Source organism: Lawsonibacter faecis (assembly GCF_014287675.1).
In the GTDB taxonomy this organism is placed as follows: domain Bacteria; phylum Bacillota; class Clostridia; order Oscillospirales; family Oscillospiraceae; genus Pseudoflavonifractor; species Pseudoflavonifractor faecis.
In genome coordinates this window covers 440,373-455,710 of the sequence record NZ_JACOPQ010000001.1, presented here as the reverse complement: position 1 = coordinate 455,710, position 15,338 = coordinate 440,373, and the positions used below count along the sequence as shown (strand labels likewise).

11 protein-coding genes and 1 pseudogene are annotated in these 15,338 nt (G+C 55.2%); all 12 read left to right on the top strand.

The window, feature by feature from the left end; all coding sequences use genetic code 11:
- Positions 1 to 938 precede the first annotated feature (938 nt).
- The 12 genes and pseudogenes from H8S62_RS02040 to H8S62_RS01990 all read left to right on the top strand — a co-directional run bounded on the left by H8S62_RS02040 (position 939) and on the right by H8S62_RS01990 (position 14,857).
- The gene (locus H8S62_RS02040; protein ID WP_155146916.1) at positions 939 to 1,568 is read left to right on the top strand and encodes a TetR/AcrR family transcriptional regulator; all 630 of its coding nucleotides are present in this window, start codon (positions 939 to 941) and stop codon (positions 1,566 to 1,568) included.
- A 37-nt stretch (positions 1,569 to 1,605) separates the two neighbouring features.
- Positions 1,606 to 2,457 (top strand): hypothetical protein, encoded by an 852-nt coding sequence (locus H8S62_RS02035; protein WP_186918320.1) that lies wholly within the window; start codon positions 1,606 to 1,608, stop codon positions 2,455 to 2,457.
- 271 nt (positions 2,458 to 2,728) lie between these two features.
- Positions 2,729 to 2,938 carry a hypothetical protein gene (locus tag H8S62_RS02030; protein WP_155146920.1) on the top strand — a complete coding sequence of 70 codons (210 nt, stop codon included), beginning with the start codon at positions 2,729 to 2,731 and terminating at the stop codon, positions 2,936 to 2,938.
- A 23-nt stretch (positions 2,939 to 2,961) separates the two neighbouring features.
- Positions 2,962 to 4,524: a sodium:solute symporter family protein gene (locus H8S62_RS02025; protein WP_243141674.1), complete on the top strand. Its 1,563-nt coding sequence runs from the start codon at positions 2,962 to 2,964 to the stop codon at positions 4,522 to 4,524.
- A gap of 24 nt (positions 4,525 to 4,548) precedes the next feature.
- Positions 4,549 to 4,626, top strand: a pseudogene (locus tag H8S62_RS18615) (4Fe-4S binding protein); the annotation flags it as partial.
- A 201-nt stretch (positions 4,627 to 4,827) separates the two neighbouring features.
- Positions 4,828 to 6,093, top strand: coding sequence for a 6-hydroxynicotinate reductase (locus H8S62_RS02020; RefSeq protein ID WP_243255239.1), 1,266 nt, complete (start codon positions 4,828 to 4,830; stop codon positions 6,091 to 6,093).
- A 32-nt stretch (positions 6,094 to 6,125) separates the two neighbouring features.
- Positions 6,126 to 8,858, top strand: coding sequence for a molybdopterin-dependent oxidoreductase (locus H8S62_RS02015; RefSeq protein ID WP_186918318.1), 2,733 nt, complete (start codon positions 6,126 to 6,128; stop codon positions 8,856 to 8,858).
- 71 nt (positions 8,859 to 8,929) lie between these two features.
- Positions 8,930 to 9,532: an amino acid synthesis family protein gene (locus H8S62_RS02010; protein WP_186918317.1), complete on the top strand. Its 603-nt coding sequence runs from the start codon at positions 8,930 to 8,932 to the stop codon at positions 9,530 to 9,532.
- 42 nt (positions 9,533 to 9,574) lie between these two features.
- Entirely contained in the window at positions 9,575 to 10,741 is a 1,167-nt protein-coding gene (locus tag H8S62_RS02005; RefSeq protein WP_186918316.1) for an amidohydrolase family protein, read from the top strand.
- 14 nt (positions 10,742 to 10,755) lie between these two features.
- Positions 10,756 to 11,916, top strand: a complete 1,161-nt coding sequence (locus H8S62_RS02000; protein ID WP_186918315.1) for an amidohydrolase family protein — start codon at positions 10,756 to 10,758, stop codon at positions 11,914 to 11,916.
- Between the two features lie 89 nt (positions 11,917 to 12,005).
- On the top strand, positions 12,006 to 13,433 hold the full coding sequence (locus tag H8S62_RS01995) for a cytosine permease (protein ID WP_186918314.1): 1,428 nt from the start codon (positions 12,006 to 12,008) through the stop codon (positions 13,431 to 13,433).
- Positions 13,434 to 13,444: 11 nt separating this feature from the next.
- Positions 13,445 to 14,857 carry a C69 family dipeptidase gene (locus H8S62_RS01990; RefSeq protein ID WP_186918313.1) on the top strand — a complete coding sequence of 471 codons (1,413 nt, stop codon included), beginning with the start codon at positions 13,445 to 13,447 and terminating at the stop codon, positions 14,855 to 14,857.
- Positions 14,858 to 15,338: the final 481 nt, after the last annotated feature.

Below are 15,338 nucleotides of genomic sequence, written 5' to 3'. Positions count from 1 at the left end.
CCCAGTTATTATTAAAGCAAGAAAATTATTAAGCCCTCCTACTTGTCACATTGTCACAATGACGAGCGGGAGGATTCTTTGCTATAAAACGTTATGTAGGCTGCTTGAAAATGCTCCAAATGAACCTGTATGTGCTGGGGGATACATGAGATACCAGTACAAGCAAAAGGCTTTTCTCAGCTCAAAGTAGTAGCATAGCACAGTAGGGCCATTAAAGCTTTCCACCCCAAAAGGTGGGTAGGATACTTCAAGCCCGCCCCTGGTGGAGCCAATAGCGCGCCCTAGCAAGCGTGCCGGCGTCAGCCGGTATGGGCACTCTTTGGCTTCGACGGCGACATTCCTCTGGAGCATTAGTCGAAGACTAAGAGGCATCTCCCTCTCTCAAACCCCAGTCAAATACTTCTCTCCCAGGGAGAACAGGCTTCCGGCCTCTGAGTTCAGTGGGCTTAAGAAGCTAGAAACCCAATGTGGTGCCAGTAATGATCTCTGCAAAAGCAAATAAATACCTTTAATCTCTTATAAGCCTTTTATAAAGAAATTAAGGTATAAAATCCAATAGGGTGGCATTCCACCTCTATTATTTTATGTCTGTAGGGAGGCCCCATCGTGTTTGCGGCGTAATCAATTTGAGTTTTGCTTATTTTTTTACCTATAAACTCTAGTCCCCTGTGCTAGCTGGCTTAAGCGGTTACGGACATTTTTGTCCGTATTCCTTTATTCAGTACTCTATCCCTTGGCTCTATCTTTGCTACAACGTGAAACAATTTTCGGGCAAATCAACTATTGTATGAAAGTATCTGCATATGCAGGCCATATAAAGTTAAGCTCAGGATATGTATTGCAAAGACAAGCTAAATAGGGTAATATAGGTAAAGAAGAATCGAAAATAAACTACGGACTTAATTATAGTCAAATTTTTTCCATGGGGGGTAACAGATATGTCGATCACGCCGTCCAACAGACAGTTAAAATCGGAAACCAACCGCAAAACCTTGCTGAAAAGCGCCTTGGACTTGTTTGACCGCTATGGATACAGCCAGGTTACCGTAGACGATATCGTCAAAAATGTAAATATGTCCAAAGGTTCCTTTTATAATCTATTCCGCAGCAAAAGCGACCTGATAATCTATCGCAGCGAGGTCCTCGGGGAGGATATTCTGAAGAGCTATGCCAAGCTCTCCTCGGAGCCGGGTTATAGGATGAAAAATGCAGTGGACAAAATTCGGGATTTGATTATCATTACGATAGATACATCTACATCCAGCAGCAATGTTGCCTTCCTCAGCCAGATGTTTATCAGTGTGATGAACGACCCTCCGGAGGACGCCATGAATTTCTATGAACAGCACCAGACTGATTTAATTGTCAGCGCCATCATCCTCGGAGGACAGCAGAACGGTGAAATTCGGGACGACATGAACTGCGACGAAATTCTGCGGGCAATCCATGTTTTCAACCGCTCTCTGCTACTTGAGTGGTGCTATAAAAAGGGTAAATATAATATTATCGAACGAAATAAGGACACCATTGAAATATTTTGCAAAGGAATCTCCGGCGATAAGAAATAACTCCTGTATTTGCAGGGTGACGACGGAGCGGGCGATTATGCTGAAGGATGAACATATCCGGATTATGCCGGAAGGACAGGTATATATTGAATACGGACCGACGGCCATGCTGGTAGCGGCGTATAATGAAGAAGGTAAGCCCCTTACCGCCCTGTGCCGGAATGCATTCAAAGTACTGCGAACCGGCTTGGCGCAGATTGCCGAGGCCCTGCCCCTGCTGCGGAGAAGGCCGGATGCGGTAACTGAAAGCCAGCTCCAGGGACTGCCGCTTGCGATGTGCCGGGCGGTGCGTCTCACCGGGGAACCCACGCTCACGCCTATGGCGGCGGTGGCGGGTTCCTTGGCGGATACGGTGGCGGATTGGCTGGCCGACCAGGGCGCCGCTGTGGCGGTGGCAAACAACGGCGGGGACGTAGCGCTTCGTCTGGCGCCGGGCCAAAGCCTTCGGCTGAGGACGGTAATCGATCTGCACACGGGAGAAACTTCGCAGCCTGCCCTGATTCAAGCGGGAGCAGGAATTGGCGGTATATGCACCAGTGGGCTGGGGGGACGCAGCTTTACCAGGGGGATAGCGGAGAGCGTCACGGTCTTTGCCGCACGGGCCAACGTGGCGGATGCGCTTGCCACCCATTTGGCCAACTGTTCCTTTATCGATTCCCCCCGGGTGGCATCTACTCTGGCGGTGAACCTGGATCCCCAGACAGATATCCCGGAGCTGGAGGTGGTCACGGCGACAGACATCCTGCCGGAGGAGGAGCTGCACCGTGCAATTACTCAGGTTTTAGAAGAGGCGGGCCGCCAGTACAGTGCGGGGCTGCTGATCCGTATGGAGGGCAGTATTCAAGGCCGGCGTTTTGCGTTCCCGGGCAATGCGGTGCACGAACCATAATAAAAGAAGAAAATGCCCTGCGGGGTGGCTGCGATAGCGGTCGTCCCGCAGGGCATTTTATATGTCCAATCGTAGGAGGGTGGAGGAAATGTTATATGGAAACTATACAAGAACTATCGATTCTAATTTACGTTTATTATAAAAATAATAAAAAGAGCAATTTTATCATTGACGAAACCAGTCGAAAGTAGTAAAAAGGAAATAAAGAACTAGAACGCAGTCTAAAATATAGAATAAATTTTGGAAATAATTAGAAGGGAGGTAAAATACAATGAAACTCGTAAAAGCGGAGAAAATCTGGCTGGCCGTTTGCATCATGGGGTATCTCTTTTATAACATACCTGGTTTTCCCCAATACGGTGATATGAGGGCAGCGGTCATCCACGGGGTAGTGTCCATGGTCTGGGTCTGGGCTGCGAATTACATAGGCTTTTTCATAATAAACAGAATATACCGATTGAAGAAACCGCGGCAGGATTGACCGTACGGAGAAGAGAGGGGTGAATGACCTTGCTTAAGCCAAGCGTTATGTGGATCTGCATCATTGGTTATCTGCTCATCGTCATGGGAATTTCCCGATTTATCTCTTGGAATCAGAGACGCAGGGAAGGACATTTCAACGTATTTAAGGCGACGCTGCCCTGGCCTTTGCTTGTTATGACCTATATTGCGTCCCTAATGTCGGTTTGGGTATTTTTTGCGGGGCCCGGCGGGTATTACCGGGGCGGGCTTACTTACTGGTTTTCCGAAATGACCTATTTCCCCATGTTTGTGGTTGCCATGTATTTTTCCACCAACAAAATTTGGGTGGTCAATGCCCGACGAAATTATGTCACCCCCTCCGACTGCTTTTACGATCGCTTCCGCAGCCCAATGTTGCGGATTGTGACGGGGATAATTTTTCTTGCCGCGTCCATTCCATATGTCACCTCGGTCATGGTCTCCATCGCCCAGGCAGCGTCAGTGGCTACCGGCGGCGCAATGAACTATACGGCTGTGGTGCTCGTGATCGGTCTTGCCATGGTGGTCTTTACCACGGTGGGCGGCTTTAAATCTGTCGCGTGGACAGATACAATCCAGGGATTGGTCTTCATGGGGTGTCTGGTGTTTATCGGCATTGCTGCCTTGATGTACTGCTGCGGCGGTTCCCTGACCGCCTGCTTTCATATGATCTATGAAAACGTAGGGGATTCCTGGTTCTCCTATCCCGGTACTTATGAGTGGACCTCCTATGGCGCCCGTTTCGGCTACCCCTTCTCCTGCATGATCGGCTACACCATTATGCTGCCCCATGTCTTCGTCCGTTCCGCATATTCGGGTATGGACCTTCGCACTCAGCGAAAGGTCATGTCTATTACACCATTGCTGCAGGCGCTGGTCTGGTCCTTCACCTTCCTCATCGGGGCAGTGGGCATTGCGGCCCTACCCGGCATGGATGCCGGCGTGACGGAAATGATAATTCCCTATATCGTGGAGAACATTATCAATCCCGCAAATAGCGGCTTGGCGGTGGGGCTGATGATTATGTTCTTTGTGGGTGCCGCTGGTGTTGGAATCTCAACGGCGGACTCCTTCCTACTGGTGGGCGCTTCCGTCATCTCCGACGATTTCATCATCCACGCCTTTCGTAAAGAGCTCACGGTTCGACAGAAGGAGCGTATCGGCCGAATCGTCATCCTGTGCATCGGCGCGATAGCAGTCCTCTTTGCGCTCAATCCCCCGGAGCTTATCTATACGCTTATTATGTTCTCCATTGCCATCGTAATGCCGCTGTTTCCCATTCTGCTGTACGGAATTTACTGGAGGCGCGCCACAAAAAAAGCAGCCCTCATCTGCAGTATTGTCGGCACCGTGGTGGTCCTGATGACCTACTTCGTCTGGAATATCGGCGGCACCTGGTATGGGGCCATCGGCCTGGCCGTCAACGCAATTCTGATGCCTGTCATCAGCTTGTGGGACAAGCCCGACAACCCCGCAGAGTCTGAGGAATTTTACGCGGCGCTGGAGGAGGGGACGGAACGGTTTTATGATATCCGCCACCCAAAGAGCTCAAAGGAGAAAGCCTAATATCCTGTGAAATGAGGGAATGCCATGGGCAAGGCATATCGTGCGACGCATTTATGCGTAGGCTGCGGACAATGTGTTAGGCGCTGCCCTACCGGCGCCGTAAGCTTGGAAAATGGAAGGGCGGTAATCAGCCGATCCTGTTCCTGCTGCGGTATCTGTTACCGGGTATGCAGAAACAGTGCAATTGAGATCTGTGACCGGGAGGAGGCCACAGCAGTCTGCGACTGCTGCCCAATCCACTGTAATATTGCGCCGGGGCAGACCGGGGCCTGCCTGCGCTATGTCAATGAGGAGGGGACCTTGATGCGGAAGGAGCCCCTGCACATTGTAGATAAGTCCTGCATTCGATTTGATGAGGTGACAGGCCTGCCCTCCGCTCCCCTCATGCTGGGTCTGGGAGCCGGCTCCAATCTATACTCCGCCGACGTGCCTGCACGCTATATCGGCATGGATATGGTGGACGGCGTCGAAATTGTCACCGCCGTAACCGAGGCGGTGCTGTCGTTCAGCGGCGCCAAGGTCAAAATTGATACCGATGAGGAGATTGGTCCGGCAGGCAGCGCCGTCCGTCGGGAGGGAAAGATTGTAGGATTCATAGCCCCTTCCGAGTATGGGTCCCGTATGCTCTATATCGGAGGCTCTGAGCTGGTGACTGGGCCGGATGGCTTTATCACCGCCAAAACAATTATTGATTTGCTCAATAAAAAGGCGGTGACATTACGGACGGAGGCCGTTAAAGAACTGACTGTCCAGCAGGGACGGCCCCCCGTCGTGGACGGCAGATGTCCGCCCAAAATGCGTGTGGGTTGCGGGTCCATGATTGTGGAGGGGTTCGCCAGGCAGTGGATGGACATCCATGTGGACGAGGTTATCGCCTGCGACTTCGACGTGACGGCCGCACTTTCCACCCATACCACCTGCGGTGTGCGGTATGGAATGCGGCCCTCCGGCATTATCCCGGCGGGAATTTACAGCTCTCCCGGTCGGTATTTTGGTACTCCGGGCACAGGCTGGGGCGGATCCAGCATCATGAACGCCCGGGAAGCAGTCGCTCGGGTGGAACAGACCCAGGCCCGACCAGGGACCCGGCTGGTGGTCACTGAGACCAATGCCGAGCGGGCGGCTTACTTTGAACTGGACGAGAACCTTAAACTGGTGGAAAAGGCCGTTCCTGACGATGTGAAAGGAGTACTCCGGTTTATCCGGGATAACTGCGAGGACTGCTGTACCAATATTACGGCGGTGGCCTGTATCGGCGGTGGTGTGAGAAACGTCCTCTCAAAACAGGGACCGCTAAAAGTAAACCAGGCCCTACGGGATAAAAAGGTGATGTTCTCCATCTGCGGTCAACCCGGCCACATCCTGCCCGGCGGCGGCATTACTGTGGAGAGCAGTATCGCCGATATGCCGGAGGGGGCATTCGCCTGGGTAGCAACCCCCGCCACGGTATTTCCCATAGAGATGACCACCACCAGGGCACACTACGCCGAGATGGGAGGATACCTGGATGCGGTCAGATGGGTTGATGAAATCCGAAAAACCACCCGCTCCAAGGTCGTTCAACTGTAGGGCTAGGCAACCATGTGAAAGGAGGGAGCAAAATGGAACATCTTTTGATCAATGAAACGCCGTATGCCCTGGAGGAACAGGACTATGAAATGACCCTGCTCCGCTGGCTGAGGGAGAGGCATGGACTGACCGGGACCAAGTGCGGCTGTAATGTGGGTCAGTGCGGGAGCTGCAACGTGATTGTGGATGGCAAGGTCCGCCGCTCCTGCGTGTTAAAGTGCAAAACCCTCCTGGGGAAAAGGATTACCACCATTGAGGGTCTGGCAAGGGGAGAAAAACTCCACCCGGTTCAGGAGAGCTTTCTGGCCTGCGGCGTTATGCAGTGCGGCTTTTGCACCCCTGCGCAGGTCCTGACCGTGGTCGCTCTGCTGGAGGCTAATCCGACTCCCACCAGAGAGGAAATAGATAAGGCGTTCAAGGGTGTTCTATGCCGTTGCGGGTCCTATGTGCGGGTACTCAAGGCCATTGAGCGTGCCGCTGCCATCCTGCGGGGCGAGCGTTGGACGGATGAGAACGGTAACGATCCGGACCGGGTGATCGGCAACTCCTACAATATGCCGGATGCGGTGGACAAGATTACCGGCAGACTCAAATTCTGCAGCGACTACTATTTTGAAAACCAGGTATATGGAAAGCTGGTCTTTGCCGAGTACCCCCATGCCAAGCTGGTGGACATCGACGTGGACACCTGTATGGCTTTGCCCGGTGTGCAGTACGTCCAGTGCTACAAGACTACGCCAATAACCATGGTTGGCCCTCTCCAAAAGGATATGCCTATCATCGCGTACGGCAAAGTGCGTCATGTGGGTGAGGTGGTGGCCATTGTCTACGCCGATACGCAGGAACAGGCTGAATATGCCGCTAGCCGACTGAAGGTAACCTACGAGCTCTTACAGAATGTCCTCAGCGTGGAACAGGCCCGGATTTCCGGAGCCCCGCTGGTCCATGAAGACTGCGATGGCAATGTCTCCGTCCGCTGTACGATTCGAAAGGGTGATGTAGATACCGCGTTTCGGGATGCGGCGGCTGTAGTGCAGGGGGAGTACTACAGCCAGCGTATTGAACACAACTACATTGAGACCGAATGCTCCACCGCCGTGCCCAATGATCGGGGCGGGATGGATATCTATACCGTCTCCCAGGGGCCCTTTGGCGAACGGGCCTCAACAGCGGCCTATCTGGGCATCGACGAATGCAGGATTAATGTCCATCAGACTCCGCTGGGGGGGTCCTTTGGCGGAAAGGATGGACACCCTCTCCCCGTACTGGTCTCCTATGCGGCCATGAAGCTGGGACGTCCCGCGTCCGTCGCCGTCAGCCGGAAGGACTCCTACCGCTTTTCCACAAAGCGCCACCCCTGGACCTGCCGCATCAAGCTGGCGGCAGACAAAGAGGGGCGCATCACGGCTTTGAAGAACGACATGGTGTCCGACGGCGGGGCATATAAATCCTTTTCACCCCGTGTGCTGCCCCAGGGTGTCTCCTATGCCACCGGACCCTATGAAATATTAAACATGTCTCTTGATGGCAAGGTGTACTACACCAACAATCTGACCTCCGGCGCTATGCGGGGCTACGGCTCGCCTCAGACCATCTTTGCCATAGAGGTGGCTCTGGACGAGCTGGCCCGCAAATTGAAGATGGACCCCTTTACCATCCGGCGTATCAATGGCCTGCGCACCGGCTCCGAGGCGGCTACCGGGATGATTATTCCTGAGGGCCATGCCTATCTGAAAACACTGGACGCCGTGGAAAAAAAGTATTATGAGGAGTTCCTCCCGCTCAAGGAGCAGGACCCTGCCATCGGCATTGGTGTTGCCAGCGGCTGGCGGCATATCCTGGGCGGGGTTGGTCCGGCTGAGGAGACACGGGTGGGGCTGGAGCTGCTGGATGACGGACGGGTACAGATGAAGGCGTGCTGCGCCCAGATGGGTAACGAGACGCTGGTAGGGCTGGCCCAAATCACCGCCGCCAGTCTGGGGCTGCGGTATGAGGACATCGATATTCTCTCTGACTTGCAGACGGACCTTACCCCGTGGAGCGCCCATGTTATGGCCTCCCGAGGACTGATACTGTGGGGTACGGCACTGGAGGCCGCCGCCAAAACCTTCGCCCGCAGAGTCACAGAGGCGGCAAAACGACTCATCGGGGGCAATGCCGTGTTTCGGGACGGAAAGATCGTAGATGAGGGCACGGGTTGGACGCTTTGCGGCCTGAAAGAATTTAAGGAGCGGGTTGGGGGCAGCTTTGAGGTGGTGGAGAAGGCAAGGATGCCCAGGACCTATTATCCGCTGGAGGACGCCAACCGCTCCAGAGCAATTCCGGCGGAAGAGTATCGCACCCACCATACCAACTCCTATGTCTCCGCATTGGTCGCGTTAAAGGCGGACCCGGAGAAGAATACGGTCAGGGTGATAAAAATGTACGCCGCTTTTGATGTGGGTACCCCCATTAACCCTGAAGCAACCAAGCGGCAGGGCGAGGGCGGACTCCTGATGGGCATGGGACAGGGCCTGCGGGAGGAGTTTGAACTGGAAGACGGCTTTATTAAGACCGACAGCATGGTCAAGTACCAGATTCCCCAAATGGCGGACACGCCTGAAATTGAAGTGGCGTTTGTGGACAATTATGACCCCTCCGGCCCCTTTGGCGCCAAGGGAATCGGGGAGTTGGGGCTGCTGCCGATACAGCCTGCCATTCTGAACGCCTATTATGACGCAACCGGTGTGCGCCTGCGTAAAATTCCTCTGCTGAAATATATTTAAGCAAGCACCGACTAAATTTTCTTGCCTGGCTTACCAGCACCTATCGTAATGAAAGAAAGGAAGACGGAGATATGCCGGTTGAGATTAGGAAACTTGTGGTGACAAGAGAAGACGTGGACTTCGAGGGCTTTAAAAGTACGGAAAAGACCATACGCCGCGTTACCGTGGCGGCGGTCATAAAAAATCCTATGGCAGGGCGGTATGAGGAGAATTTGTCGCCTATCTTTGACATCGGCGAGGAACTGGGTGACAGACTCTGCCGCATTGGTATGGAGGAGCTGGGCGGGGCGGTGGAGAGTTACGGAAAGGCCTGTATTGTGGGTATGGACGGCGAGCTGGAACACGGCGGAGCGATCCTCCACCCCAAACTGGGCTACGCAATGCGCAAGGCCATAGGACTGCCCTGCCGGGCGTTGATTCCCGGAAACAAAAAGGTGGGCAATCCCGGTGGAAAAATTGACATTCCCCTGGGCTTCCGGGATGAAGCGGCCCTGCGAAGCCACTATGATACCATTCCGGAGGCGGGCGTCTTTGACGCGCCCAGAGCGGACGAACTGGTGGTTATTGTGGCGCTGACTGACGGCGGCCGACCCCATCCCCGCATCGGCGGCAAGGGTATGGCCGACTATCTGGCGCGGCTTGCTCAAGAGGCAACTACCCGGCAGGAGGGATAGAGCACCGCCGGGCGTCTTGATCATAAGGGGGATGAATCAGAAATGAGCAAAACTCTGATACGAAACATCGGCACAATGTATTCAGGGGACATCTATCAACCTGTTCTTAATAGGGATTCCCTCATCATTGAGAATGGAAAGATCGCCGCCATTGGAGAAGGGCTTGCCGCTCCAGCAGGCGCTGAGGTAATAGACACCATGGGGACCACCGTTATGCCGGGCCTGCTGGACAGCCACTGTCATGTTGTCCTGGGAGAATGGACCCCGCGTCAGACAGCCCTTGGCTGGATCGACAATTATGTCCGGGCGGGCGTCACCGGTCTGGTCTCCGCCGGGGAGACGCATATCCCGGGCAAACCGAAGGACGCCGCCGGACAGAAGGCCATGGCGACGCTTTCGTTCAAGACATATAACAATCTGAGGCCTTCCGGTATGAAGGTCTACGCGGGCGCCTTTATCCTCATGGCAGACACCACAGAGGAGGATTTTCGAGAACTGGCCGAGTTAGGCATTACTCACACAGGGGAGATCGGTCTGGGCAGTGCCAACCGTGTCCACAACACCAAGCACATGATCGATTGGGGCCATAAGTACGGTATAAAATTCTTGTGCCACAGCGGCTCCACCTACCTGTATGGATCTGCCGTTATGGACCCAGACACCGTGGTGGGGCTTAACCCCGATGTCATATGTCATGTAACCTATGCGGACCTGAGCGCGGAGACCATTGAGCGTTTCTTTCGGGACACCGGCGCTTCGATTGAGTTCTGCCGCACCCAGTGCCCGAACCTGAAGAATACCGTGGAGGTGGTGAATAAGGCCCGCGAACGAAACGAGCTGCACCGCCTCATGCTTGGCAACGACGCCCCCTCGGGACTAGGGGTCTTTCCCAGGGGAATTTGGGAGATGGTCTGCCTTCTCTCCGGCACGGCCAAGCTGCCTCCCCCACAGGCTGTGGCCTGTGCTACGGGAAACACAGCCCGCGCCATCGGGCTAAAGGATGTAGGCACCCTGGCGGAGGGGAAGTGCGCAGATCTCATTATCTGCGACGCTCCTCTGGGCGGCACCGGGGACGACGCCGGGGCCTCGATTGCCGAGGGGACCGTTCCCGGCGTCAGCATGGTGCTGATTGACGGAGCTGTCATGCACGAGGGGGCTGCAGTCAATACTGCCCCGCCCAAGCGCGCAGCAGTCCGCATACAGGTATGAGGGGAGGGGAAGATATGAAAAAGGTTCTCATCACCAACTGCGGTCCCATCATGACAGGCGACATCGCCTGCCCGATAGCATCCGGAGAGGTCATTTGGGCGGAGGACGGCGTCATACGGTATATCGGCGCGGCACGGACCGAATTGATTCACACCGCCGACGAGATCCTGGATGCCAAAGGCCTATTCGTCTCCCCGAGTATGATTGACGCACACAGCCATATGCCCATCAACGACTATCTGCCCCAGTATAAGGCCTGCGACATCGTGGAGGACTATATGGGCGGCGGCATCACCAGCATGCTCTCTCTGGGCGCCAGGATGCCGGGTCTGCCTTCCACAGTAGATGGGAGCAAGGCGCTGGCCATTCTGGGCAAGGAGATGTGGGAAAACCACCGGGTCCGTGGGGCAAGGATTCAGGGCGGCGCCCTGATGCTGGTGGACGGTCTGGAGGATCATGACTTTGCGCAGATGGCCGCTGCAGGCGTTAATATGATTGCGGAGGTGGGGCATGGTCCTGTCAAGGATATACAACAAGCCGCAAGACTCACCCGTATGGCCAAGGCCAACGGCTTTATCGTGCCCGCCCACTCCGGCGGCCCATCCTCGCGTGATTGCGCCGGATACGATGCCGACGCCCTGTTTGCAATCGGCCCGGATGTCATCTGCCACTTGAACGGCGGCCCCACGCCCATGAGCGACGGCGATATCTTCCGGGTCATCCGTGCAGGGGACTTCTATTATGACCTGACCGCAGATGGCAATATGCGCACGTTGGTCAATATTGTGGAGGAGTGCTCCTCGGCGGGAAAGCTGGGCAGGCTGATGATCGGCACGAATACGCCCTCCGCAGCGGGCTACTCGCCCATGGGCATCTGGATGGGGCTTGCGGCCGTATGCAACGGCAAACGCGATCTGGACCCGGCGCTCTGTATCTGTATGGGTACTGGCAACGTGGCAGACTGCTACGGCCTGGACTACGGCAAAGTCAAGGTAGGCTACAGGGCCGATCTGCTCTTCCTCCAGGCGGCCTATCCGGCCACAGATCTCAACGCCACATTAAAGGCCGGCGATATGCCCGCGATTGGGTGCGTGATGATCGATGGACAGGTAGTCATGGATTCTTGTAAGAACTGTCCGGGACCCGACCGCAGGCCGAGTTATATCCGGCGGTAGCACATCGAAGGAGCACACCTCTTCCCCAGTATCCTGACCATGTATGAGGCCCGGAGAACGTATCATCAATTACGGGGAGGTTCAAGCTTATGAGTAAAAATCAGCAGGAAGAAGCTGTCGTACGTGAGTATGCAGTCGATGAATGTCCACCGCCGGAAGCGCGGCATTACGGTTTTTGGGATCTGTTTCTAACCTTTATCGGCGGCAACGCCAATGCGTCTACCTGGTATGTAGGCGGCTGTATCGCATCGTTAGGCTTCATGGGGGCGCTGGGTGTATCCCTCATCGCCAACCCAATCGCTTATCTCTGCATGGGCGCCCTGGGGTATATGGGATATAAAATTGGCACCACATCTATGGGCCTGGCCCGTGTGCCGTTGGGCATTCGGGGCAGCAAGGTCCCGTCTGTAGCCCTCCTGTTTCCCTATTTGGGCTGGTGCGCGTGCAACACCTACATCGCAGCCATCTCTATCAGCTATATCCTCAACGCGGTCACTGGTATGCCTGCCTACGGTATGGAGGGCGATACCATTACCATGCTCATTGGAATCTTTTTACAGAGCGCCATGACCATCGGCGCAGTTATCATCGGCGGCTCACGGTCCGTCAAGATTTTTGAACGTGTCAGCGGCATCCTGCTGGTGGCCCTGACCATTATCATTACCTTTGTGGTCTTTACCACGTTCAATGTGGCGGATATCATATCCTGGAAGCCCCCTGCGGAGGTATCAATGCCGCTGGGACTGGGTATCGACAATATCCTGGCCTTTAGCCTGGCTTGGGTGACCTGCCTGGCAGAGTTTACCCGTTATACCAGGAAGCCGTCCACTGCTGTGGCGTCCCCGGTGTTGGGAGCCACCTTCTCCATGGTTTGGTTCACCTTGGTTGGCACGGTCTCCACTATCGCCGTTGCCGTCAGCACCGGTATGTTCGATCCCAATGCCTCGGATCCCTCCACTGTGGTTACCCAGCTGGGCTTTGGCTGGATTGCTCTGGTTGTGCTGATTCTGACGACCGTTACCACCAACGTCATTAATCTCTTTGTGGGCGTGCAGGCCTTTGAAAATATCGCGCCCAAAGCCAGGGGAAAAGTGGTCACTGGCGTTTTGTCGGCCCTGATGGTTCTGATTTCCCTTATCCCTATGGTGACCGGCAGCTTTCTGGATGCGTTCCAGGTGTTCCTGGGATATCTGGGCGCAGTATTCCCGCCTATCGGTACCATCATAATTGTGGACTACTTCATTATGCGGCGGGGCGAGTACGATATCCGCTTCCTGAGCAAGCGCAACGGCCCCTACTGGTACAGCAACGGAATCAACTGGTGCGGTATGCTCGCCCTCATCTTCGGCGCCGTTATCTATTTCGTATTCGGCAGGATCGGCTGGATGATGGACACTCTGGGGGCCGTAGCCTACTCCATGATCGCAACAGCCGTCGTCTATGCCCTTCTCTGTACCATTGGAAAGCGGAGCGGGTACATCAGGAGCGTGGACACGTTCCGCACCGGAAACGATTGAGGGCCGGCGCTATGTGTACCTGTACCATTATAGGGAGGGACGCTACGGAGGATGGCTCCGTCCTTCTGGGCGCCAATAACGACTGGGACCGGACACCCGGCCGGCTGCGGTATGTGCCCCGCATGGAGCATGGGCGGGACGAGTCGTTTCGAACAGTCCGAGGATTTGAGATCCCCCAGGCGGAGATTACCTTTGCTTATCACTATACCTGCTGCGTCTACCCCATCGGACACCGGTCCGACGCCTGGGCTGAGGGAATGAACGAGTATCAGGTGGCCGTAGCTCAGACGGGAGTTCACGCATTCCAGCCCATCGACGCTTCCGGCGCCGCTCTGGAGGCGGACGATATCCCTTGGATAATCCTGGAACGGGCGGCCTCTGCCCGGCAGGCTATTGAGTTGGTGGGGGAACTTGTAGCCCAATACGGCTTCAATACGTCCTCTTGGGAAGGGGCCGAAGGGGTCGCGGTCTTCGCCGTTGCCGACCCCAAGGAAGGCTGGTGGCTGGAACTGGCCCCCGGACACCATTGGGTGGCTCAGCGAGTGCCTGATGACATGGCCTCCGTCCGGGTAAATTGCCTGGGAATCCATGACGCAGACTTGAACGACCGGGAAAATGTCCTCTGTTCCAGAGGTTTGGCAGAGTATGCCGCAGCCCGGGGCTGGGGTGGAGAGCCGGCACATTTCGATTTTTCCGGTCTTTATGGACGGGACAAGAGCATCAATGAGTGGGGGCCGGAGTTGGACAAGCTTAATATGTACCGCCGCTGGCGGGCAATGTCCCTCTATGCTAGGCGTGATTTGCCGGAGAATGAGCTGATTTACCAGGTTCGCCCGGCAAAAAAGCTGAATGTAGACGATGTGAAGGCAGTCCTTCGCGATGTGTATGCCGGTACCTGCCACGATCTTACCACCGTCCCGGAAGCGGGGCCATTTGGGGATCCATTTCACGACGGGCCGTGCTGCTACAGTCTGGCTCAAGTCGGTACAGTCGCCAGCATGGTGGCTCATCTGCGCTCATGGCTGCCCGATGCCTTCGGCGGTATTATGTGGGTAGCGCTTTCCAACCCGCACACCAGCTTCTATTTTCCCATCCCCGCCGGAGCAGGCCGCCTGCCCGCCCGCTTCTCTCAGACGAAAACGAGGAAGGGGGAGGACAAGTCGGCATGGTGGGTATTTAAAGACGTAGGACTGCTGACCTCGCGCAGGTACCGCCCCAATATGACGCTGCTCTCACAGATACAGCAGACCTTTGAGACGGATGCAGCACAGCGGATGAGCACGATGGAAGATGCGCTGTCCGCTCTTTGGCCGATAGACCGGACAGCCGCTTATGCCCTCTTGGACCTGTTTTCTGTGGAAACGGCGAGTCGGGCCTTGGCAGCGGCTGAGGATGCCTTTGCAGCGCTGGAGCTGCAATACTAATGCCTTCTTCTCCAAAGGGGGTGCCCCAGCAAAAAGCACGCGATATGCAGCAATGCATATCGCGTGCTTTTTGTGCCGTGCGTCAGGTCATGGGCGTGGCACCCTTGGGAGAGGTGTGGATCGACTATGTTCAAGGTAATTATCGCGGATGACAAGGCGCGGTTGTGCGGGCTAAACCAGCTTCTGCCCGACTGGGACGTCCGGGGTATGGTTTCCAACGGCCCGTCCGCGCTGGACATGGTGCGTCAGCACCACCCGGACATTCTTATCACTGATCTGCGTATACCGGGTTGCCGCGTACTGGAACCCAACTATCAACTTGGATGTTATACACAGCATTCTGCCTGCCATCCTCATCCTCATACATATTCCACTGATCGGTTTCCTGGTCATAGCGAAAGCATATCTTTTTGTCGGGTCTTTTAATTTATGAAAGTTTCAAGGAAAACCTCCAAACTATTGAGCGGTTGGACAAGGAAAT